The sequence below is a fragment of the Longispora albida DSM 44784 genome (genome assembly GCF_000379825.1).
GTDB classification, from domain to species: Bacteria; Actinomycetota; Actinomycetes; order Mycobacteriales; family Micromonosporaceae; genus Longispora; species Longispora albida.
The window spans coordinates 318,537-340,094 of record NZ_KB903813.1 but is presented as its reverse complement, the minus strand read 5'-3'; the positions used below and the strand labels follow the sequence as shown (position 1 = coordinate 340,094).

Annotated in this window: 21 protein-coding genes and 1 pseudogene; 3 read left to right on the top strand and 19 right to left on the bottom strand. The window is 69.1% G+C overall.

What is annotated here, in order from left to right:
- Positions 1 to 3 precede the first annotated feature (3 nt).
- From nuoH to A3G1_RS0101535, 10 genes and pseudogenes are all read right to left on the bottom strand, one after another.
- Positions 4 to 1,335, bottom strand: a complete 1,332-nt coding sequence (gene nuoH / locus A3G1_RS0101580) for an NADH-quinone oxidoreductase subunit NuoH (RefSeq protein WP_018347703.1) — start codon at positions 1,333 to 1,335, stop codon at positions 4 to 6.
- On the bottom strand, positions 1,332 to 3,710 hold the full coding sequence (locus tag A3G1_RS0101575) for an NADH-quinone oxidoreductase subunit G (protein WP_018347702.1): 2,379 nt from the start codon (positions 3,708 to 3,710) through the stop codon (positions 1,332 to 1,334). Before A3G1_RS0101575 ends, nuoH begins: the two co-directional genes overlap by 4 nt.
- Before the next feature lie 2 nt (positions 3,711 to 3,712).
- Positions 3,713 to 5,014, bottom strand: a complete 1,302-nt coding sequence (gene nuoF / locus A3G1_RS0101570) for an NADH-quinone oxidoreductase subunit NuoF (RefSeq protein ID WP_018347701.1) — start codon at positions 5,012 to 5,014, stop codon at positions 3,713 to 3,715.
- An 11-nt stretch (positions 5,015 to 5,025) separates the two neighbouring features.
- Positions 5,026 to 5,703, bottom strand: a pseudogene (gene nuoE / locus A3G1_RS0101565) (NADH-quinone oxidoreductase subunit NuoE); the annotation flags it as partial.
- Positions 5,703 to 7,025 carry an NADH-quinone oxidoreductase subunit D gene (locus tag A3G1_RS0101560; protein ID WP_018347699.1) on the bottom strand — a complete coding sequence of 441 codons (1,323 nt, stop codon included), beginning with the start codon at positions 7,023 to 7,025 and terminating at the stop codon, positions 5,703 to 5,705. The gene A3G1_RS0101560 and the pseudogene nuoE, both read right to left, overlap by 1 nt.
- The gene (locus tag A3G1_RS0101555; RefSeq protein ID WP_018347698.1) at positions 7,022 to 7,693 is read right to left on the bottom strand and encodes an NADH-quinone oxidoreductase subunit C; all 672 of its coding nucleotides are present in this window, start codon (positions 7,691 to 7,693) and stop codon (positions 7,022 to 7,024) included. The genes A3G1_RS0101560 and A3G1_RS0101555 overlap by 4 nt, the downstream gene beginning before the upstream one ends.
- The gene (locus tag A3G1_RS0101550) at positions 7,690 to 8,334 is read right to left on the bottom strand and encodes a NuoB/complex I 20 kDa subunit family protein (RefSeq protein ID WP_018347697.1); all 645 of its coding nucleotides are present in this window, start codon (positions 8,332 to 8,334) and stop codon (positions 7,690 to 7,692) included. The genes A3G1_RS0101555 and A3G1_RS0101550 overlap by 4 nt, the downstream gene beginning before the upstream one ends.
- Positions 8,335 to 8,337: 3 nt before the next feature.
- Positions 8,338 to 8,703, bottom strand: a complete 366-nt coding sequence (locus tag A3G1_RS0101545; RefSeq protein WP_018347696.1) for an NADH-quinone oxidoreductase subunit A — start codon at positions 8,701 to 8,703, stop codon at positions 8,338 to 8,340.
- Between the two features lie 127 nt (positions 8,704 to 8,830).
- Entirely contained in the window at positions 8,831 to 10,099 is a 1,269-nt protein-coding gene (locus tag A3G1_RS0101540; protein ID WP_040477443.1) for a geranylgeranyl reductase family protein, read from the bottom strand.
- Between the two features lie 410 nt (positions 10,100 to 10,509).
- Positions 10,510 to 11,196: a demethylmenaquinone methyltransferase gene (locus A3G1_RS0101535; RefSeq protein WP_026211706.1), complete on the bottom strand. Its 687-nt coding sequence runs from the start codon at positions 11,194 to 11,196 to the stop codon at positions 10,510 to 10,512.
- Positions 11,197 to 11,385: 189 nt separating this feature from the next.
- Here A3G1_RS0101535 and A3G1_RS0101530 point away from each other — a divergent pair, with 189 nt between their 5' ends.
- Positions 11,386 to 12,471 (top strand): hypothetical protein, encoded by a 1,086-nt coding sequence (locus A3G1_RS0101530; protein ID WP_157640840.1) that lies wholly within the window; start codon positions 11,386 to 11,388, stop codon positions 12,469 to 12,471.
- Here the strand turns inward: A3G1_RS0101530 and A3G1_RS0101525 are convergent, their stop codons facing one another.
- From A3G1_RS0101525 to mqnC, 3 genes are all read right to left on the bottom strand, one after another.
- On the bottom strand, positions 12,472 to 12,858 hold the full coding sequence (locus A3G1_RS0101525) for a hypothetical protein (RefSeq protein WP_018347693.1): 387 nt from the start codon (positions 12,856 to 12,858) through the stop codon (positions 12,472 to 12,474).
- An 85-nt stretch (positions 12,859 to 12,943) separates the two neighbouring features.
- Positions 12,944 to 14,290, bottom strand: a complete 1,347-nt coding sequence (locus tag A3G1_RS0101520; protein ID WP_018347692.1) for a DUF11 domain-containing protein — start codon at positions 14,288 to 14,290, stop codon at positions 12,944 to 12,946.
- Between the two features lie 126 nt (positions 14,291 to 14,416).
- A complete protein-coding gene (gene mqnC / locus A3G1_RS0101515; protein ID WP_018347691.1) occupies positions 14,417 to 15,592 on the bottom strand; it encodes a cyclic dehypoxanthinyl futalosine synthase in 1,176 nt (391 codons plus the stop codon).
- Between the two features lie 68 nt (positions 15,593 to 15,660).
- Between mqnC and A3G1_RS0101510 the strand changes: the two genes are divergently transcribed.
- Together A3G1_RS0101510 and A3G1_RS32665 are read left to right on the top strand one after the other, a co-directional pair.
- A complete protein-coding gene (locus A3G1_RS0101510; protein WP_018347690.1) occupies positions 15,661 to 16,104 on the top strand; it encodes a methyltransferase family protein in 444 nt (147 codons plus the stop codon).
- 97 nt (positions 16,105 to 16,201) lie between these two features.
- Complete coding sequence (locus A3G1_RS32665; RefSeq protein WP_018347689.1) at positions 16,202 to 16,525, top strand: helix-turn-helix domain-containing protein; 324 nt, start codon at positions 16,202 to 16,204, stop codon at positions 16,523 to 16,525.
- Between the two features lie 65 nt (positions 16,526 to 16,590).
- Here A3G1_RS32665 and A3G1_RS41590 read toward each other — a convergent pair whose 3' ends face one another.
- The 6 genes from A3G1_RS41590 to paaA all read right to left on the bottom strand — a co-directional run bounded on the left by A3G1_RS41590 (position 16,591) and on the right by paaA (position 21,469).
- Positions 16,591 to 17,835: a DUF4394 domain-containing protein gene (locus A3G1_RS41590; RefSeq protein WP_281167820.1), complete on the bottom strand. Its 1,245-nt coding sequence runs from the start codon at positions 17,833 to 17,835 to the stop codon at positions 16,591 to 16,593.
- 97 nt (positions 17,836 to 17,932) lie between these two features.
- Entirely contained in the window at positions 17,933 to 19,009 is a 1,077-nt protein-coding gene (gene paaE, locus A3G1_RS0101495) for a 1,2-phenylacetyl-CoA epoxidase subunit PaaE (protein WP_018347687.1), read from the bottom strand.
- On the bottom strand, positions 19,010 to 19,489 hold the full coding sequence (paaD, locus tag A3G1_RS0101490; protein ID WP_018347686.1) for a 1,2-phenylacetyl-CoA epoxidase subunit PaaD: 480 nt from the start codon (positions 19,487 to 19,489) through the stop codon (positions 19,010 to 19,012).
- A complete protein-coding gene (gene paaC / locus A3G1_RS41285; protein ID WP_018347685.1) occupies positions 19,486 to 20,139 on the bottom strand; it encodes a 1,2-phenylacetyl-CoA epoxidase subunit PaaC in 654 nt (217 codons plus the stop codon). Before paaC ends, paaD begins: the two co-directional genes overlap by 4 nt.
- Positions 20,136 to 20,423, bottom strand: coding sequence for a 1,2-phenylacetyl-CoA epoxidase subunit PaaB (gene paaB, locus A3G1_RS0101480; protein ID WP_018347684.1), 288 nt, complete (start codon positions 20,421 to 20,423; stop codon positions 20,136 to 20,138). The genes paaC and paaB overlap by 4 nt, the downstream gene beginning before the upstream one ends.
- Positions 20,420 to 21,469: a 1,2-phenylacetyl-CoA epoxidase subunit PaaA gene (gene paaA / locus A3G1_RS0101475; RefSeq protein WP_018347683.1), complete on the bottom strand. Its 1,050-nt coding sequence runs from the start codon at positions 21,467 to 21,469 to the stop codon at positions 20,420 to 20,422. The genes paaB and paaA overlap by 4 nt, the downstream gene beginning before the upstream one ends.
- Positions 21,470 to 21,558 lie beyond the last annotated feature (89 nt).

Here is a 21,558-nt window from a genome sequence, read left to right as displayed (position 1 = left end):
GGGTCACTCTCCCTGTTCCGGAGTGGCGGACGGGGCAGCGGCGGCGTGCTCGATCCGCTTGGTACGCGGGCTCGGTGGCACGACGAGGTCCATCGGCGGGATCGGGAAGCTTCCCTCTGGCAGCTTCTCCGGCGCGATGCTGGCCGGCTCGACCTGCTTCTTGGCCGGCCAGAACATGATGATCCCGACGAGGAGGACAGCGAAGCCGCCGTAGATGGCGTACCGCACGGTGTTGTCCGCGTTCGCAGCGACCCGGACGCCCGCGACGAGCAGGATCCAGACCAGGTTGATCGGGACGAGCACCTTCCAGCCGAACCGCATGAACTGGTCGTACCGGAGCCGGGGCAGCGTGCCACGGAGCCAGACGAACACGAACAGCAGGATCAGCACCTTGACCGTGAACCACAGCAGCGGCCACCAGCCCTCGTTGGCACCGGCCCACCAGGTGGTGATCGGCGCCGGGGCGCGCCAGCCGCCGAGGAACAGCGTGGTGCACAGCGCGGAGACGGTGACCATGTTGATGTACTCGGCGAGGAAGAACAGCGCGAACTTCAGCGAGGAGTACTCGGTGTGGAAGCCACCGACCAGCTCCGACTCGGCCTCCGGGAGGTCGAACGGCGCCCGGTTGGTCTCACCGACGGCGGAGATGAAGTAGATCAGGAAGCTGGGCAGCAGCATCAGGAAGTACCAGCCCGGCAGGGTCACCGTGCTGCCGAAGATCTCCTGCTGGCTGCCGTTGGCCTGGGCGGCGACGATCTCGCTGGTCGACATCGAGCCGGCCGTCATGAACACGGCCACGATGGACAGCCCCATCGCGACCTCGTACGAGATCATCTGCGCGGCCGACCGCAGGCCGCCGAGCAGCGGGTAGGTCGAGCCGGAGGCCCAGCCACCGAGCACGATGCCGTAGATACCGAGGCCGCCGCAGGCCAGCACCAGCAGCACGGCGACCGGCAGGTCGGTGAGCTGGAGCGGGGTGCGCTCGCCGAAGATGCTCACCATCCCGCCGAGCGGCATGATCGAGAACGCGGTGAAGGCGCACACCGTCGAGATGACCGGGGCGATGAAGAACACCGCCTTGTCGGCCAGCTTCGGCATGATGTCCTCTTTGAAGGCCAGCTTGAGGCCGTCGGCGAGGGACTGGAGCAGGCCGATCGGGCCGACCCGGTTGGGGCCGGGCCGGTGCTGCATCCGGCCGACGACCTTGCGCTCGTACCAGATCGTGAAGAGCGTCATCACGACCAGGAAGGCGAAGATCCCGACCACCTTGATCAGGATGATCCACCACACGTCGTGGCCGAAGTCTTCGAGCTTCGGGCTCTCTGCGAGGTTCACTCAGACCCTCCGGCGCTGATGTTGACCACATCCCCGGCGATCGTGCCCAGCGTGCGGTGCACTGTGGAGCCGGGTGAGTTCGTGGGCAGCCAGACCACGTGGTCGGGCATGTCGGTGACTTCCAGCGGCAGGGTGAGCGCGCCGGTCGCGGTACCGACCGTCACCCGGTCGGTCGCGCCGATCGTGGCAGCCGTGGCCGCGGACAGCCGGGCGACCGGGGTGCGGGCCGTGCCACCCAGGTACTCGTCACCGTCCAGCATGGAGCCCAGGTCGACGAGCTGACGCCAGCTGGCGAGGACCGCCTGGCCCCGGCCGGGCGACAGCGGCTCCTCGATCTGGTAGCCCGGGGCCGAGGGGCGGTGCGTGACGGCCGGCAGCTGGCCCAGCTCGCGGCGCAGCGCCACCACGTCGCCGCCCAGGCTCACGCCCAGCTCGGCGGCGATGGCGCCCAGGACGCGGGCGTCGGGCATCGTGCCGGGGTTGAGCACCTGCTCGAAGGTCCGGACCCGGCCCTCCCAGTTCAGGAAGGACCCGGCCTTCTCTGCCGTGGCCGCGACGGGGAAGACCACGTCGGCCCGCCGGGACACCGCGCTCATCCGCAGCTCCAGCGAGACGACGAACCCGGCGTTGTCCAGCGCGGCCTCTGCCGCCCGTACGTCGGCCAGGTCAGCCGGGTCGACGCCACCGATCACCAGGGCCTCGATCTCGCCACTCGCGGCAGCCGCCAGGATCCCGGCCGTGTCGCGGCCCGGCGTGGACGGCAGCCCCTCGACTCCCCAGCGCGAGGCCAGGTCGGCGCGGGCCGACAGGTCGTCGACGCTGCGGCCACCGGGCAGCAGGTTCGGCAGGCAGCCGGCGTCGATCGCGCCACGGTCGCCGGCCCGGCGCGGTACCCAGGCCAGCTTGCACCCGGTCGCCTCGGCCAGAGCCGCAGCGGCGCTCAGCGCGCCCGGCACGGTCGCCAGGCGCTCGCCGACGAGCAGGATCGCGCCCTCCTGGCGGAGAGCCCCGCGCGCAGCCTCGGCCTCGGCGAGCAGGATCGGCTCGGCACCGATCAGCGCGTCGAGGACCTCGCCCTCGGTACCGGGAGCCGCCGGGATCAGCGTGCCGCCGGTCTTGGTGACGACGCCGGTCGTGAACGGCTGGACGGCGTACACCTTGAGGTTGTTCTTGGCACTGGCCTTGCGCAGGCGCAGGAAGAGGATGGGGCACTCTTCCTCGGGCTCGAGGCCAGCGATGACGACCGCCGGAGCGGTGTCGATGTCGGAGTAGGTGACCCCGCCCTCCGCCGCGACGGACGCGGCGAGGAACTGAGCCTCCTCCTCCGAGTGCGGCCGGGAGCGGAAGTCGATGTCGTTGGTGTGCAGGGCGACCCGGGCGAACTTCGCGTAGGCGTAGGCGTCCTCGACGGTCAGCCTGCCACCGGTCAGCACACCGGTCTTCTTGCCCCGCAGGCCCTCAGCCGCGACCCGCAGCGCCTCCGACCAGGAGGCCTTGCGGAACTCGCCGGTCTCCTTGCTGCGGACCAGCGGGTCGGTGAGCCGGTCGAAGGCTGTCACGTACTGGAAGCCCCACCGGCCCTTGTCGCAGTTCCACTCCTCGTTGACCTGCGGGTCGTCACCGGCCAGCCGCCGCATCACCTTGTTGCGGCGGGAGTCGGTCCGCATGTCACAGCCCGCTGCGCAGTGCTCGCAGGCGCTCGGCGTCGACACCAGGTCGAACGGCCGGGCCCGGAACCGGTACTGCGCACCGGTCAGCGCGCCCACCGGGCAGATCTGCACGGTGTTGCCGGAGAAGTAGGAGTTGAACGGCTCGCCCTCGGCGGTACCGATCTGCTCGGCGGCCCCCCGCTCCATCAGGTCGATGAACGGGTCACCGGCGATCTCCTCGGAGAACCGGGTGCACCGCTGGCACAGGATGCAGCGCTCGCGGTCGAGCAGCACCTGCGAGGAGATCGGCAGCGGCTTGCGGAACTCCCGCTTGACCTCGTGGAACCTGGCCTCGGTCCGGCCTGACGACATCGCCTGGTTCTGCAGGGGGCACTCGCCGCCCTTGTCGCACACCGGGCAGTCGAGCGGGTGGTTCAGCAGCAGGAACTCCATGATCCCCGCCTGGGCCTTCTCGGCGACCGGCGAGGTGTGCTGCGTCTTGACGACCATGCCCTCGGCCACGGTCTGGGTACACGAGGCGACCGGCTTGCGCTGGCCCTCCACGTCGACCAGGCACTGGCGGCAGGCACCGGCCGGCTCCAGCAGCGGGTGGTCACAGAACCTCGGGATCTCGATCCCGAGCTGCTCGGCGGCCCGGATGACCAGCGTCCCCTTCGGAACACTGACCTCGATACCGTCGATCGTGAGAGTGACTTTATCCGTCATGACTAGTGCGCCCCCACCAGCTCGGGCTTGAGCATCGGGGCCTTGCGGCCCTCGATGTAGTCGAGGTAGTCCTGCTCGAACCACTTGATCGAGGACGTGACCGAGCTGGTCGCGCCGTCGCCCAGGCCACAGAACGACCGGCCCAGCAGGTTGTCGCAGGCGTCCAGCAGCGTGTCGAGGTCGGCCTTGACGCCCTGGCCGGCCAGGATCCGGTGCAGGACCTGGATCATCCAGTAGTTGCCCTCACGGCACGGCGTGCACTTGCCGCACGACTCGTGCGCGTAGAACTTGATCCAGCGGTACGTGGCGTAGACCGGGCAGTCCTGCTGGGAGAAGAGCTGCGTGGCCGTCGTGCCGAGCATCGAGCCCGCCGCGCCCACACCCTCGAAGTCCAGCGGCATGTCCAGGTGCTCGTGGGTCAGCAGCGGGGTCGAGGAGCCACCCGGCGTCCAGAACCTCAGCTCGTGGCCGTCCTGCATGCCGCCGGCCAGCTCGATCAGCTCGCGGAGGGTGATGCCCATGCCGCACTCGTACTGACCGGGGTTCTTGATCCGGCCGGACAGCGAGTAGATCATCGGCCCGGAGGACTTCTCCGTGCCCATGCTCTTCCACCAGTCGGCCCCGCCGAGCACGATGTACGGCACGCTCGCGATGGTGCCCACGTTGTTGATGACCGTGGGCTGCGAGTAGAGGCCGTGGGTCGCGGGGAAGGGCGGGCGCAGCCGGGGCTGCCCGCGGAACCCTTCGAGCGAGTCCAGCAGAGCCGTTTCCTCACCACAGATGTAGGCGCCGGCTCCAGAATGGACAACCAGATCCAGGTTGTACCCGGAACCGAGGATGTTCCGCCCCAGGTAGCCACGGCTGTAGGCCTCGTTCACGGCCGCGCGCAGCCGGCGCGCCGCCTGAACAGCCTCACCGCGGATGTAGATGAACGCGTGGCTGGCCCGGATCGCGAACGAGGCGATGATGACGCCCTCGATCAGCGAGTGCGGGTCGTGCGTCATGAGCGGGAGGTCCTTGCAGGTACCCGGCTCGCCCTCGTCGGCGTTGACCACGAGGTAGTGCGGCTTGCCGTCGTTCTGCGGGATGAAGCCCCACTTCATGCCGGTGGGGAAGCCCGCGCCACCCCGCCCGCGCAGGCCGGAGTCCTTGACCAGCTGGATCAGGTCGTCCGGGTGGGCCTTGAGCGCCTTGCGCAGCGCGGCGTAGCCGTCGAGCCGCTCGTAGGTCGCGAGCTTCCACGCGTCCGGCGACAGCCAGCGCTTGGTCAGCACCGGGGTGAGCTTGTGGATGGGGCCGCTCATGCGGTTGCCTCCTTCCGGGCGATCGGGGTGTTCGGGTCGAAGCCCGGGACCGCTACGCCGTTGTCGGCAGCCAGGCGCGCCCCGGCGAGAGTCGGGTCACCGGCCACGCCCTCGGCGACCGCACCCGGCCGCTCGTCGGGGAACCCGGCCAGCTGGAGCTGCACCTCGCGGAACGAGCACAGCCGCGGCGCGCGGGACGGCACCGGGGTCTGCCCGTCCTGGAGCTGCTTGACGATCTGGAGGGCGTCGGTGGCCTGCGTACCGTCGAAGAAGTCGTAGTTGACCGTCATGACCGGCGCGTAGTCACACGCTGCGAGGCACTCGGCGTGCTCCAGCGTGATCCTGCCGTCGGCCGTGGTCTCCTCGTGCCCGACGCCGAGGTACTCGCTGAGCGCCTCGTACGCCTTCTGCCCGCCCATCCGGTCGCACATCGTGTTCGTGCACACCGACACCAGCCACTCGCCGGTCGGCCGGCGCTTGTACATGGTGTAGAACGTCGCGACCGCGTTGACCTGGGCCTTCGTGATCCCGAGCTGCTCGGCGCAGAAGGCGATGCCCTCCGGCGTCACATACCCGTCCTCAGCCTGCACCAGGTGCAGCAGCGGGAGCAGCGCCGAGCGGGAGTGCCCCTCGGGGTACCGGGAGATGATCTCCTTCGCCCGGTTGTAGGTCTCTTCGCTGAATGCCATTACCTGTCACACCCACCCATCACGGGGTCGAGAGAAGCGCCGCCCGCGATCACGTCGGCCAGCAGGCCACCTTCGGCCATCGCCGGGATCGCCTGGAGGTTCACGAAGCTCGGCTCGCGGAAGTGCACCCGCATCGGCCGCGTGCCGCCGTCGGAGACCGCGTGCACGCCGAGCGTGCCGCGCGGGGCCTCGATCTCGGTGAACACCTGGCCCGGCGGGACCCGGAAGCCCTCGGTGACCAGCTTGAAGTGGTGGATCAGCGACTCCATCGACTGACCCATGATCTTCGCGACGTGCTCCAGCGAGTTGCCCAGGCCGTCGGTGCCGAGCGCGAGCTGGGCCGGCCAGGCGATCTTGCGGTCCGCGATCATGATCGGGCCGGGCTCGAGCCGCTCCAGCGCCTGCTCGATGATCTTCAGGCTCTCGCGCATCTCCGCCAGCCGGACCTGGTACCGGCCCCAGACGTCGCCGTCCGGGTGGGTCGGGACGTCGAAGTCGTACGTCTCGTACCCGCAGTACGGCTGGGTCTTGCGCAGGTCCCACGGCAGGCCGGCACTGCGCAGCACCGGGCCGGTGATGCCGAGCGCGAGGCAGCCGGTGACGTTGAGGTAGGCAACGCCCTGGGTACGCGACTGCCAGATCGGGGAGCCCGACAGCAGGTCCTCGTACATGTCGATCCGGTCGGGCATCCAGCCGAGGAATTCCCTGATCTTCGCGATCGCCTCGTCCGGCACGTCCTGGGCGAGGCCGCCCGGCCGGACGTACGCCATGTTCATCCGCAGGCCGGAGCACATCTCGAAGATGTCCAGGATGTACTCACGCTCGCGGAACCCGTAGATCATCATGGACAGCGCGCCGAGCTCCATGCCCGTCGTCGCCAGCCACACCAGGTGCGAGGAGATCCGGTTCAGCTCCATCATGAGCACCCGGATCGTGTTCGCCCGCTCCGTGATCTGGTCCTCGATGCCCAGCAGCTTCTCGACGGCCAGGCAGTAGCCGGTCTCGTTGAAGATCGGCGCGAGGTAGTCCATCCGGGTGACGAACGTGGTGCCCTGCGTCCACGTCCGGTACTCGAGGTTCTTCTCGATCCCGGTGTGCAGGTAGCCGATGACCGTCCGCGCCTCGCGGACCGTCTCGCCCTCCAGCTCCAGGACCAGGCGGAGCACGCCGTGCGTCGACGGGTGCTGCGGGCCCATGTTGACGACGATCTTCTCGTCGTGGATCGGGTCGTCGCCGCCGAGCACCGCGTCCCAGTCGCCGCCGGTGACGGTGAAGACCCGGCCCTCGGTCGTCTCGCGCGCCTGTGCGTAGGTGTCGGTCACTTGTACGCCCTCCGCTGGTCTGGTGGGGGAATCTCGGCGCCGCCCTTGTACTCGACCGGCACGCCGCCCAGCGGGTAGTCCTTCCGCTGCGGGAAGCCCTCCCAGTCGTCCGGCATGAGGATCCGGGTCAGTGCGGGGTGGCCGTCGAAGACGATGCCGAACATGTCGAAGGTCTCCCGCTCCTGCCAGTCGGCGGTCGGGTAGACCTGGGTGACGCTCGGCAGGTGCGGGTTCTCCGCTGTCACCGAGCACTCCAGCCGGATCCGGCGGCGGTAGGTCATCGACGTCAGGTGGTAGACGGCGTGCAGGCGGCGCGGGTCGTCGGCCGAGCCCAGGTAGTCCACACCGGACACCGAGGAGCACATCTCGAACCGCAGCGCCTCGTGGTCCCGCAGCACCTGGCAGACCTCGGCGATCCGGGCCGGCTTGATGTGCAGGGTCAGCTCGCCCCGGTCCACGACGACCATCTCGATCGCGTCGGCGAACTCCGGGTACGCCTCTTCGAGCGCGTCCGTGACCTCGTCGAAGTACCCGCCGTAGGGCTTCGGGCTCGCGACCAGGGCCGGGCGGCGGCGGACGAGGCCACCGTAGCCGGAGACGTCACCGGTACCGGAGACGCCGAACATGCCCTGCTGCTTGCCGGAAGTGCCAAGCTCTGGATTGCTCACAGCCCGGCCCTCTCCTTCATCCAGTTCTCGATCCGGAGCTGCTCTTCGGTGCCCTGCTCCACTGCCTCGGTCCACTGGCGCTTCTTGGCCTTGTTGAACCGGTAGCTCGACGGCATGGAACCCGGCTTGACGAGCGGGGCGGGCTGCTCGGCCAGGATCAGCCGCCGCTTCTCACCGAGCGGCTCGTGCATGACCTTCTCGTGCAGCTTGAGGATCGCGTCCATCAGCATCTCCGGCCGCGGCGGGCAGCCGGGCAGGTACATGTCGACCGGCACGACGTGGTCGACGCCCTGGACGATCGCGTAGTTGTTGAACATGCCGCCGGAGCTGGCGCACACGCCCATCGACAGGACCCAGCGCGGCTCGGGCATCTGGTCGTAGATCTGGCGGAGGACCGGGGCCATCTTCTGGCTCACCCGGCCTGCCACGATCATCAGGTCCGCCTGGCGCGGGCTGGCCCGGAAGACCTCCATGCCGAACCGGCCGAGGTCGTAGCGGGCGCCACCCGAGGCCATCATCTCGATCGCGCAGCAGGCCAGGCCGAACGTGGCGGGCCAGAAGCTCGACTTGCGGGTCCAGTTGACAAGTTTCTCCACAGAGGTCAGGAGGACCCCGGCGGGAAGTTTCTCTTCGATACCCATGTGTCAGTCCCAATCCAGCCCGCCGCGCCGCCAGACATAGGCGTACGCGACGAAGACGGTGCCGATGAACAGGACCATCTCCACGAACCCGAACAGCCCGAGCGCGTTGAAGGACACCGCCCACGGGTACAGGAAGATGATTTCGATGTCGAAGACGATGAACAGCATCGCGGTCAGGTAGAACTTGACCGGGAACTTTCCACCGCCAGCTGCCTGCGGGGTCGGCTCGATCCCGCACTCGTAAGCGTCGAGCTTCGCCCGGTTGTAGCGGCGCGGCCCGGTGAGCGGGGCCGCCGCGACAGAGAACAGCGCGAAGGCCGCCGCGAGGGCGAACAGGCCCACGATGGGGACGTAGGGGGAGAGCGACATCTGCTGCCTCCGCGTTCCTCTCTCCGGACTTCAGGCTCTAGTACTTCGGACTCTCGGCGGGACTGGTGCCCCGCGACGAGCGACTTACCCTAATTGACCGAATTGCCGATCTCGCGCCGGGGCGGCGCTAGACCGCCGGCGCGATCCGGGTCAAACCATTGATGATCTTGTCCATAGCGTCCCCGCCACGCGGGTCGGTCAGGTTGGCCAGCAGCTTCAGCACGAACCGCATCAGCGTCGGGTGCGGCATGCCGTGCCGGGTGGCCAGCCGCATCACCTTCGGGTTGCCGATGAGCTTCACGAACATGCCGCCCAGCCGGTAGTACCCGCCGTAGCGCAGCTTGAGCTCCTGCGGATAGGCCCGCAGCGCCCGCTCGCGCTCCGCCGTCGTGCTCCGGCCGAGCGCCTGCACCGCGATCTCGGCGGCGAGCGCTCCGCTCTCCATCGCGTACGCGATGCCCTCGCCGTTGAACGGGTTGACCATGCCACCGGAGTCACCAACGAGCATCACGCCCCTGGTGTAGTGGGGTACCCGGTTGAAACCCATCGGCAGCGCGGCGCCGAGGATCTTGCCCTCGGCGTTCTCCTCGCGCAGGCCCCACTCCTCGGGAGTGTTGTCGAGCCAGTCGGTGAGCATCTGCCGGTAGTCGGTCTTGCCGAACGCCGCCGAGCTGTTCAGCACGCCGAGGCCGACGTTGACCCGGCCGTCGCCCATCCCGAAGATCCACCCGTAGCCGGGCAGCAGCTTGTCGCCCGACTCCTTGGACTTCAGCTCCAGCCACGACTCCAGGTAGTCGTCGTCGTGCTTGGCGGCCGACTTGTAGTACCGCCGGACGGCGACACCGATCGGCCGGTCCTCCCGCTTGGCCAGGCCCATCGACAGCGGGAAGCGGCCGGACACGCCGTCGGCGGCGATCACGATCGGCGCGCGGTACTCGACCGGCTCCCTGCCAGGCCCGGTGCCCTTGACCCCGACCACCCGGCCGGCCTCGTTGAGCACGGCACCCTGGATGTTCGTGCTGGTCCTGAGCACGGCACCGGCGGCGACAGCGCGCTGGGCGAGGATGTCGTCGAAGTCCATCCGGGTACGGGTCAGCCCGTATGCCGGGAAGCTCTCCAGCTCGGGCCAGTCGAGTTCCAGCCGCATGCCGCCGCCGATCACCCGCAGTCCCTTGTTCCGCACCCAGCCGGGGGCGGAGGTGTCCACGCCCATCCGGATGAGTTCCTTGACCGCCCGGGGGGTCAGGCCGTCGCCACAGACCTTCTCCCGGGGGAATTCTGTTTTCTCCAGCAACAGGACATTTGCCCCGTGCGCGGCGAGGTGATGCGCCGCGGCCGAGCCACCAGGGCCGGCACCCACAACAATGACGTCCGCGTCGTCTGACCTGCCTGGCACTGTCACGACCCGGCCTCCCTGAGCATGCTTCCCAGCCTCGGCGCGGTACCTGCGCCAAGATTGTGAAGTCTTTCACGAGCGCTAACGGTCGTCAGTCTAAAACTGCTGTCTTCCTCACAGGTGGTTAGGCGAGCCTAACTTCGTTTGTACTTTTCGTAGAGATTTGCCGGTCGGAAGGATGGTTTTCGCGGCCCGGTTATCCGTCGGCTAGGCGAATTGGGGCTTTTGATCCAGGGGTCATTATCCCGTAATGAACCCTTTGCCGGATTGGCAGCCTGGCCCTCTGTCGTGGTAACGGAGAGTGCGCATCGAGCCTGCGCGATCCCGGGCCCCGCTCCGGGTACCACGACGCGAAAGCGCGCCGGGACAACGAATCCCGGCGCGCTCCGCAGTTGATCATTGAGTACTTCTCAGGGCTTGAACCCCCGGTGCAGGGCGGCGATCCCGCCGGACAGGTTCCGCCACGCGACCTTCTTCCAGCCGTTCGCGGCGATCTTCTCCGCCCACTCCGCCTGGGCAGGCCAGGCCCGGATCGACTCCGCGAGGTACACGTACGCCTCGGGGTTGCTCGCCACCTTCTTCGCGACGGCCGGCAGCGCCTTCATCAGGTACTCCATGTACGCGGTCCGGAACAGCCCGTTCGTCGGGGTGCTGAACTCGCACACCACCAGCCGCCCGCCCGGCTTCGTCACCCGGGCCATCTCGCGCAGCGCGGCCTCGTGGTCGTGCACGTTGCGGATCGCGAAGGAGATCGTCACCGCGTCGAAGGTCTCGTCGGCGAACGGCAGGGCCAGGGCGTCACCGCCGATCAGCGGTACCTGCCGGTGCGCGCCGACCTGGAGCATGCCGATCGAGATGTCCGAGCCGACCACGTACGCGCCGGACTTGGCCAGCTCCTCGGTCGACACGCCCGTCCCGGCACCGAGGTCGAGGCAGAACTCCCCCGGCTGCAACCCGAGCGCGTTGCGGGTCGCCTTCCGCCAGCCACGGTCCTGGCCGGCGGACAGTACGGTGTTCGTCAGGTCGTACCGCCGGGCCACGCCATCGAACATGGCGGCTACCTCATGCGGCTGCTTGTCAAGCGATGCACGCGTCACGTCTAGGCACTCTACGTGCGCCCGCCGGTACCGGCGCGCTGGCGGTTGCGTAACGTGCCGCACTTCCCGGGCGAGATGTCCACGGTGACTCAGCAGTGATTGGCTGTACACCGCTCGCGAGAACATCCCGCCAATGGCCGAGAATGGCTACGGTATGCGGGGGATCGGGCAGAAGGAGAGTGACGGACCTTGACGCAGCCGGCTCACGACCCCAGCGTGCCCCCGCCTGGGGGCAGGCACCGGCGGGGCATTCACGCGGAAGGCTCCGAGCTGCCGCCGGACATGCGGCGGATCTCGGCGTCGGCCGCCGTGCCACCGGCCCACACCCCGGAAGCACCGGTCGCTCCCGCACCGGAGCAGCCGTCCGCCTCCCCGGTTCCGCCGGTCACGGACGACCCGGCCTGGACGTCGGAGGCTGCATTCGGCGGCGCCGGCCCGTACCCGGCGGCTCCGTTCCCTCAGGCTGAGCAGGAGCAGGCCCCGGCCCCGCAGCCGGAACCAGAACCGGCACCGGCACCCCAGCCGCAGGCCCGGCCGGACGACAGCCCGACGATGGTCCTCCCCGTGATCGGGGCGATCAAGACCATGTCCGCTGGCCGGCTGATCCTGAGTGCCATCGGCGTGATCGCGCTGATCGTGGCGGGCGTGCTCGCGCTGATCTTCCTGATCCCGGCCGACGACAAGAAGAGCGGGGCCAAGGACACCCAGCCCAAGGCCGCAGCCGTCACCGAGTCGTCGGTGATCAGCCCCTCGGCCACCGCCTCCGCCTCGGCCACCCCGGCCGTCCAGCGGGTCACCCTGGCCGAGATCTGCGGCAAGTCCGACCCGGCCCCGTTCAGGGCGCTCTACCCGGGCATCGCGGCCGGCGTGCAGACCCCGCCGCTCGGCTGCGCCTGGGCGCTGGAGTACAAGGCGCCGGTCGCCACTCCCCCGGTCGCCCAGGGCACGGCCAAGCCCGTCTCGCTGAACCGGGCCGGTCAGCTCAGCTCCACGCTCCAGTACTTCCCGTCCTCGATCGAGGCCTACGCGATGTACGGCGCGAAGCCGCTGCCCGGCGCGGCCGGCCTGCCCAACCTCGGCGACCAGGCCACGATCGCGGTCGCCCCGGCAGGCAAGCAGGCGAGCCTCCAGCTCAGCGTCGTCCGCGGCAACGTGATGCTGAACTTCAACCTCGGGGTCTCCCGCGAGGACAAGGACTGGGCGCAGGCCGAACTCGACCAGCTCAAGGCCGCCCTGCTGGAGACGGCCACCGCCACATTGTCCAAGCTGCAGTAGCTACCCGAGGGCACGGCGGCCGGTCGACTCGCAGCTGGTACACGGCACGAAGCGCGGGTCGAGGCGGGACGAGCCCTCGGCGAAGAGCGCGCCGCTCCCGCCGCACGACCGGCACGGTCCACCCAGGACGGACTGCGTGAGGCCACGCCACGTGGCTTCCCGGATCGTCCAGTCGGCCTTGCTGAGCCCGGCGACCGCGATCCAGCCCTCGCCGTGGCAGGGCGAGCACACGCCCGGCGACTTGTACGGGCCGGTCCGGGCGACGTAACCGATCGTCCCGGTACCGAGGCAGGTCAGGCAGATGTCGCGCTCCTTGTCTGCGCGCAGCCGAAGCCGCCTGTTCTCCAGCTCGTGGTCGACGATCAGCAGGTCGTCCCGGAACATCATGCCCGCAAGTATGCACCCGGTCACAGCACGACGCCCCCGCAGCGGGTGCGCTGCGGGGGCGGATCGCCTGCCAGGTACTAGATGGTCAGTTCTTCGTGACCTTGGCGTCGAGCACCGCGGCGTTGTTGCCGGCCACGGCGTCGGACCTGGCACCGCCGCTGACCGTCATCGAACCAGCCACAGTGGTCTCCTTGACCAGCCGCAGCGACATCTCGATCTCGGCGCTCTTGCCGACGCCCAGCGCGGGCAGCGAGCACTCGTAGGTCACCTTGCTGACGATGCCGTGGCAGCCGCCCGGCGGCTTCACCAGCTGCGTGCCCTGCGGGGCGGTCACGGTGACCTTGGCACCCTTGGCGCTGTTCCACGGACCCTGGTTGGTCACGGTCACCTTGAACTTGACCACGTCGCCGGCCTTGCCGGTCACCGTGGCGTCCGCGACGGTCAGGTCAGCGGCGGCAGCGGCCGTGGTCAGCGTGAACCGGGCGGCATTGTCGACCTTGTCCATGTCGACCTGGCGGCCGGACACCATCGCCTTGCGCACCACGGTCTCGCTCGACGGGACGTAGTCCGGCTTGTAGTCACCGTAGGTGCCGATGGTGACGGTGGCCGCGCCGAGGTTCGCGTTCGACGGGGCGTCGGGGGTCGCGCGGACCTTCAGGCCGAAGACCAGCGTGTCGAAGCTCGCGCCCGGGTCCAGCACGATCGGGCGCTCCACCCCGTCGGTGTCCAGGTAGGACGACCACTCGCAGACCGCAGCGCGCATCTGCGTGTACGAGCAGCCCTGCACCTCCTCGCTGAACACGACGTGGTCGGGCAGCGTGAGCGCCAGCGACAGGCCGGAACCGGTCTGGGAGCCGTTGTTGTCGACAGCGATCCACAGCTCGGTGTCGGTGTCGGGAGCCAGGCCGGTCAGGTTGCCCGCCAGGACCCCGTAGTCGATACCGGGAGCGGCCAGGTCCACGCTGTACGTCGTCGAGTTGTCACCCTTGTGGGCGGCGTCCTCGCGGTAGTCCGAGCTGATCGAGGCCGTGAGCTTGCCGGTCCGGCCGAGCGGGGCGTCCGGCGACACCGGGCGGAGGTTCACGCCGAGGCTGCCGTCGAGGTACCCGGGCTCCAGCTCGCCCAGCTCACAGACGTAGGCGGTCCGGTCACCCTTGCAGGTGGTACCGGGGAGGTCGGCGACCACGTACGCGCCGAGCTTGCTGAGGTCGATGACGACCTTCACGTTCTTCGCGGTGGTGCCACCCTTGTTCTGCACCTCAAGGAAGAACGTCTTGCCCTGGGAGTCCACGACGAGCTGGCGGGCCTTGATGCCGACAGCCAGGTCAACGGGAGCCGCGGGCGTTTCTGCCAGGGCCGGAGTGGCCAGAACGGCAGAGAGGGTGCTGGCTGCGAGCGCCGTGAGGGCCGCGCCGGCGATAGAACGCTTCATGTGTCCACCGGAGGGGTAGTGATAGACGAAACTCCGGTGGACCCTACCGGCGGCCGGTACCGGGCAGAAGAGCCGAAAGTCCCGCCCGCTCGGCCAAACAGCCGAACGAGCGGGAACAAGTGTTACCTAAGCGTTATCGAGTACCGGTAACGGCTTGCGCTTGTTGGTGATCGAGGAGAAGTGCGAGGTGACCCGGAGATCCGTCGGGTCGTCCTCCGGCGTCCAGTGCACGGCGAGGTGCTCGTAGGTCGTGTTCCGCTGCGCCGGGATCCGGCCTGCCGAACGGATCATCCACACCAGATCGTGCAGGTTGGACCGGTGCTTGGCGCCGGCGGAGGAGATCACGTTCTCCTCCAGCATGATCGAACCCAGGTCGTCCACGCCCATGTGCAGGGACAGCTGCCCGACGTCCTTGCCGGTCGTCAGCCACGAGGACTGCAGGTGGTTGATGTTGTCGAAGAACAGCCGGGCCACGGCGATCAGCCGCAGGTACTCCAGCCGCGTCGCCTGCGTGCGGCCCTTGAGGTGGTTGTTCTCCGGCTGGTACGTCCACGGGATGAACGCGCGGAAGCCACCCGTCTCGTCCTGCAGGTCACGGACCATGCGCATGTGCTCGATCCGCTCGGCGTTCGTCTCGCCGGTACCCATCATCATCGTCGCCGTGGACTCCACGCCCAGCTTGTGCGCGATGCCCATCACCTCGAGCCAGCGCTCGCCGGACTCCTTCAGCGGGGCGATCGCCGTACGCGGCCGGGCCGGCAGCATCTCGGCACCGGCACCGGCGATCGAGGCCAGGCCAGCCGCGTGGATCCGCCGGACCGCCTCCTCCAGGCTCACCCCGGAGACCTTCGCCATGTGCAGGATCTCCGACGGGCCGATCGAGTGGATGACCAGCTGCGGGAAGTTCTCCGAGACGGCACGGAACAGGCTTTCGTAGTACTCGACGCCGTAGTCCGGGTGGTGCCCGCCCTGGAGCATCACCTGCGTCGCGCCCAGCTCGACGGCCTCGGCACACCGGCGCAGGATCTCGTCCGTGTCGTGGCTCCAGCCTTCCTTGTGCTTGGGAGCCCGGTAGAACGCGCAGAACTTGCACGCCGTCACGCAGACGTTCGTGTAGTTGATGTTCCGGTCGATCAGGTACGTGACGATGCCCTCGGGGTACCGCCGCCGCCGCACGGTGTCGGCCGCCTCACCCAGCGCGTGGAAGGGCGCCTCCGTGTAGAGGAAGAGCGCCTCCTCGGGGCTGATCCGGCCCCCGTCCGCGGCACGCTGGAGAATCTCGCTGCTGTCCCGGGTACTCATCCCCCCAGGCTAACGGGGACGATCACCCAGCCTCGACCGCCCCGGTCCAGGGTCACACTGGAAACAGGATGCGCGAACGGCTCAGCAACCTCCCGTTGCCCGAACAGAACCTGGCGGTCATCGCCGCCGGGGCCATACTGCACCGGCTGCGCCCGCTGCCCCTGCCCGGCTCCCGCCGCCTCCACCGCCTGGCGGGCTGGTCACTGATCACGGCCGGCGCCGGCCTGGCGACCTGGTCGTGGGTCACCGCCGGCCGCGTACACCTCGCCGCCCCTGACCGCCTCGTCACCACCGGCCCCTACGCCCGCAGCCGCAACCCGATGTACCTGGCCTGGGCGCTGATCCACCTCGGGACAGGCCTGGCCACCGGCTCCACCTGGACCATCGCAGGCCTGCCAGCCTCGTGCTGGTGGATCAGCCGCGAGGTCCGCGCGGAGGAACAGGCCCTCGCGCCGGCTTTCGGCACCGAGTACGACACCTACCGCGCCCGGGTGTCCCGCTGGGGCGGCTAGTCATTATATGTTTTTTGGTATATCTTCGGCGCGCGACATGTTTCGCCAAGGCAGTGCACACTGCCGAGCATCGGCTCAAGGAGCTTGAGGAGGGCGCATGAACCTGTCCGACATGATCCCGCTGGGCCAGGAGATCGAGAACGCCCGGCGGACCAACCCTGACTTCCGCAAGCTGTGGGAGGTCAGCACTCTGGCCCGCGATGTGGCAGTGCAGATCGTTCGCTACCGGGCGGAGCACAACCTCACGCAGGCGGAACTCGGCCGGCTCACCGGTATGACCCAGCCGGCGGTCGCCCGGCTGGAGAGCGGCGACGAGCCCCCGACCCTGAAGACCCTGGCACGCGTGACCGCCGCGACTGGCCTGACGTTTCACCTTGCCGTCGCTCATGGTGTGGTCCATCTTGAGGACGCGGTGGCTTAGCCGAGCTGGGCGGTTCTTGTATAGGTGTACTTATTATAAGTACACCTATACAAGACAAACGGCGGTCAGCAGCTGAGTTTGGGGTCGCCGGGGTCGGTTGTGCAGGTGTCGGTGCCCGCGCCGCCGTCGGCGTAGTCGTTGCCGTTCACTCCGTCGAGGGTGTGGAGGGTGTCGGGACCCGCGTTGCCATAGAGGGCATCGGCGCCCGCGCCGCCGGTCAGGGAGTCGGTGCCGTCCTGGCCGTACAGTGCGTCGTTGCCGGCCTCGCCGCTGAGCTGGTCGTTGCCCGCTCCGCCGTACAGGACGTCCCGGCCGTCGCCGCCGAGCAGCAGGTCGTCGCCGCCGAGCCCGGAGAGCACGTCGTCGCCGCCCAGGCCGCAGATCACGTCGTCGCCCGGGGTACCGGTCAGGAAGTCCGAGCCGCCCGTGCCCGTGATCGTGCAGCCCGGCTGGAGCTGGATCGCGATCGCCCGGACGCCGTGCGGGCTGTCGCCCAGCGGGCCGAGCAGCGTCGCCGTACCGGTGGCCAGGTCGATGGCGAACAGCTCGTCCACGTGGACGGGAGCCCGCGTCATGTTCACGAACCCGATGTCACCCGACGGCGGCGACGCGATGTCGAAGCCGCCGAGGATGAACGCGTCCACGCCCAGCGGGCCGATCGGCGTCAGCATGCCGGTGTTCGGTGACGGGCTGCCGTTCACGCCGCCCTGGCGGACCAGCTGGTCGGAGTTGTAGTCGACTCCGAAGAGGGTGGTGGCTGCGGCACCCTTGTGGTTGTTCGCGTAGGCGCTGCCCACCAGGAACGGCTCCCCTGGATTCAGCGGGGTATCGGGGATGACGGCCGCCGTGACAGGGTTCAGCCGGAGGTTCTGCTTGGCGTTGCTCACCACCCGGATCAGGTCGGCGGCGGGGCTCACGTCGAAGCCGAAGAAGGTCGCGGGCAGCAGCGGGAACAACGATCCCACCTGGGTGGCCACGGCGTTGTTCGTGCTGAGCTGGTAGAGCCTGCCCTCGCGGTCCGGGTTCATCGGGTCCGGGGTGTCGCGCACGCCCAGGGCGTAGAGGCCGCCGGTCGCCGGCCGGAAGTCGATGCCCTCGACCTGCTCGCCTGGTGCCAGGCCGGTGATCGGCCCGATCAGCGTGGTCGTAGCCGGGTTGGCCGTGGTGAACCGGACGAGGTTCGGGCCCTCCACCGCGTACCCGGTGAACGCTGGTGGCACGGCTGCGGCCGGCGAGGCGGGCAGAACCGTGAGCGGCAGGGCCACCAGCCCCGCAGCGGCCAGCACCCTGGCTATCCACCGTGATCGCATCCCCGGCCTCGCTTTCCTCGCATCTGGAGCTAAAAGAGCAAACAGCCCCATGCTCTCCCAGAGCACAGGGCTGTTTCGCGAAGATCGAGGAACGTGATCAGGCGTCGAAGTCCACAGTCACCTGGTCGGTCACCGGAGTGGACTGGCAGGTCAGGACGAAGCCCGCCGCGACCTCGTCCGGCTCCAGCGCGTAGTTGCGCGCCATGCGGACCTCGCCGGTGACGACCTTGGCCTTGCAGGTCGAGCAGACACCGCCCTTGCAGGCGTACGGCAGCTCGCCACGGATCTTCAGGGCCGCGTCGAGGACCCGCTCGTCCTTGCGCATGCCGAACGTCGACGCCCGGCCGTCGAGCATGATCGTGACCTCGGCCTCGTGGGCGTCGGCCTCCACCGGGGCCGCGGGGGCCTCCTCGGCGAAGAACAGCTCGGAGTGGACCTTCTCACCGGTCAGCAGGTCCTCGGCGGCGACGACCATGCCGTACGGGCCGCAGAGGAAGTACTCGTCGGCGTCCGGCGCGAAGGCAGCCAGCAGCCTCGGCAGCCGGTCGGCGTCGATCCGGCCGGTCAGCAGCTCGGAGTCCTGCGGCTCGCGGGACAGGACGTGCACGAGGTGCAGGCGCTGCGGGTACCGGTCCTTCAGGTCGGCCAGCTCGTCGAGGAACATGACCGAGCGGACGTACCGGTTGCCGTAGAGGACCGTCCACTGGCTCTCCGGCTCGGTGGCCAGGCCGGTGGCGAGCAGCGACAGGACCGGCGTGATGCCGGAGCCGGCCACCACGGCCACGTAGTGCTGGGCGCGGCCGGGCTCGAAGGGCGTGGTGAAGTGCCCGAGGGGCGGCATCACGTGGATCGCGTGGCCGACGGCCAGTTCCTCGTTGGCGTAGCTGGAGAAGGCCCCGCCCGGTACCTGCTTGACGCCGACCCGGAGCAGCCCGCTCTCAGCCAGCTCGGCCGGAGTGGACGAGATCGAGTAGGACCGGCGGATGTCCTCGCCGTCCGGGTCCAGCCGGACGGTCAGGTGCTGGCCAGGCTTGAACGCGAAGGTCTCGCGCAGCTCCTGCGGTACCAGGAAGGAAACCGCCACCGCCTCTTCGGTGAGCCGGTCGACGGCCTGCACCGGCAGCTCGTGGAAGGTCGGGCGGCGGCGCTGGGGCTTGGTCAGGGTGACGGTCACTTAAATCGCCTTAAAGTGGTCGAACGGGTCGCCGCACGCGCGGCACCGCCAGAGGGACTTGCAGGCCGTGGAGCCGAACCGGCTCAGCTCGGTGGTGTCCGGCGAGCCGCAGTTCGGGCAGCGCACCGAGATCGACAACATGAGCGTGCCCGGCGGCGCGCTGAGTCGCTGGTCGCTTCGCCAAGGCGGCGCGATCCTCGCCTTGGCCAGCTTCTCGCGGCCGGCGTCGGTGATCCAGTCGGTCGTCCACGCCGGGGACAGCACCGTGCGGACCTCGACGTCACGGCCGGGCAGGGCGCGGCGGATGTCGGTGCGGATCGTGTCCATCGCCGGGCAGCCGGAGTAGGTCGGGGTGATCGTGACGACCACGCGGCTGCCCTCGACCTCGACATCCCGCAGGATGCCCAGGTCCTCGATCGTCACCGTCGGAATCTCCGGATCGGGAACGGCCGCGACAGCCTCGTACTCGCCTCTGGTCACCAGCGCGCCCCCGGGTGTGCCCGGTGCAGGACCTGCATCTCGGCCAGCAGGTAGCTCAGGTGCTGGGTGTGGACGCCTGACCGGCCGCCGGTCGGCGCCCAGCCGTCCTCCGGCCTGGTCAGGGTCGCCTCGGCCAGGATCGGCTCCACGACGGACAGCCAGCCGGCCCGCAGGTCGTTGCCCTCGAACAGCTCGTGCGTGAACGGCCACAGCTCGTCCAGCGCGCGCTGCATCCGCCCGTGGGACTCCTCCGTGCCGTCGCCGAGCCGGAGCGTCCACATGCGGGCGTGGTCGACGTGGTACGCGACCTCCTTGGCCGCCTTGTCCGCGATCTCGTCGCCGCGCATGCTCGCGAACAGCTGCTGCTGGTACACCGAGAAGAACAGCAGCCGGAGGATCGTGTGCCCGAAGTCGCCGTTGGGCAGCTCGACGAGCTGGACGTTCGTGAACTCGCGGTCGGTGCGCAGGTACGCCAGCTGGTCCTCGTCGCCGGCCCGGCTGAGGAACATGCGGGCCTGGCCGAGGAGGTCCAGGGCGATGTTCGCCAGGGCGACGTCCTCTTCCAGCTCCGGGGCGCGCGAGGTCCACTCGGCGAGGCGCTGCGCGGCGATCAGCGCGTCGTCACCGTGGTGGAGGTCGGCCTTGCTCACAGGTGGGCCACCCCTTCTGGTACGTCGTAGAAGGTCGGGTGCCGGTAGACCTTGTCTGCGGCAGGCTCGAAGAAGGAGTCCTTCTCGTCGGGGCTGCTCGCGGTGATGCCGGCTGCGGGCACGACCCAGATCGACACGCCCTCCTGACGGCGGGTGTAGAGGTCGCGGGCGTTGCGCAGCGCCATCTCGGCGTCCGGAGCGTGCAGGCTGCCGGCGTGGGTGTGCGCCAGCCCGCGGCGGGGCCGGATGAAGACCTCCCACAGTGGCCAGTCGGTCTTGCTCATGCCGCTGCAACTCCCGTCTTCTTCTTCGCGTACGCCTCGGCGGCGTCCCGCACCCACTGGCCGCCCTCGTGCGCCGCGCGGCGGTGGGCGATCCGGTCCCGGTTACACGGCCCGTTGCCCTTGATCACGCGGAACAGCTCGTCGTAGTCGGGCTGGGTGTAGTCGTGCTGCTGCTTCTCCTCGTTCCACCGCAGACCGGGGTCGGGGAGGTCGAGCCCGAGGATCTCTGCCTGGCCGACGCACATGTCCACGAAACGCTGGCGCAGCTCGTCGTTGCTGAACCGCTTGATCTTCCACAGCATCGACTGCTCGGAGTGGGTCGAGTCGCCGTCCGGCGGGCCGAACATGGCCAGCGACGGGTACCACCAGCGGTCGACGGCGTCCTGCGCCATAGCCTTCTGCTCGGGGGTGCCGTGCGCGAGGGTGTAGAGGATCTCGTAGCCCTGCCGCTGGTGGAAGGACTCCTCCTTGCACACCCGGATCATGGCCCGGGCGTACGGCCCGTACGAGGCCCGGCACAGCGGCACCTGGTTGACGATGGCGGCCCCGTCGACCAGCCAGCCGATCGCGCCGACGTCAGCCCAGGTCAGGGTCGGGTAGTTGAAGATCGAGCTGTACTTCTGCCTGCCGTCGATCAGCATGTCGGACAGCTCGGCGCGGTCGATGCCGAGCGTCTCGGCCGCCGCGTACAGGTAGAGCCCGTGGCCGGCCTCGTCCTGCACCTTGGCGAGCAGGATCGCCTTGCGCTTGAGGCTCGGGGCCCGGGAGATCCAGTTGCCCTCGGGCTGCATGCCGATGATCTCGGAGTGCGCGTGCTGGGCGATCTGCCGGATCAGGTTCTTCCGGTACTTGTCCGGCATCCAGTCCCGCGGCTCGATCTTCTGATCGGCGTTGATCACGGACATGAAGTAGTCGTCGCCAGCCTGGCCGGCCCGGTCGGAGCGGGCGGCGTCCTGGAGGTCGCGCTCAGCGTCGGCCACCTGGTCGAGCAGGCTGCGGGCGCCCGGCTGCTCGGGGGGCTCGGTGGTGAAGTCGTTGCCGTACACGAGCCCAGTGTTACACCCATCCACCAAGAACACCAGTCAGGTGTAACAACCGGCTGGGTGGAAACGGACAACGGGGCCGGAGCGATCAC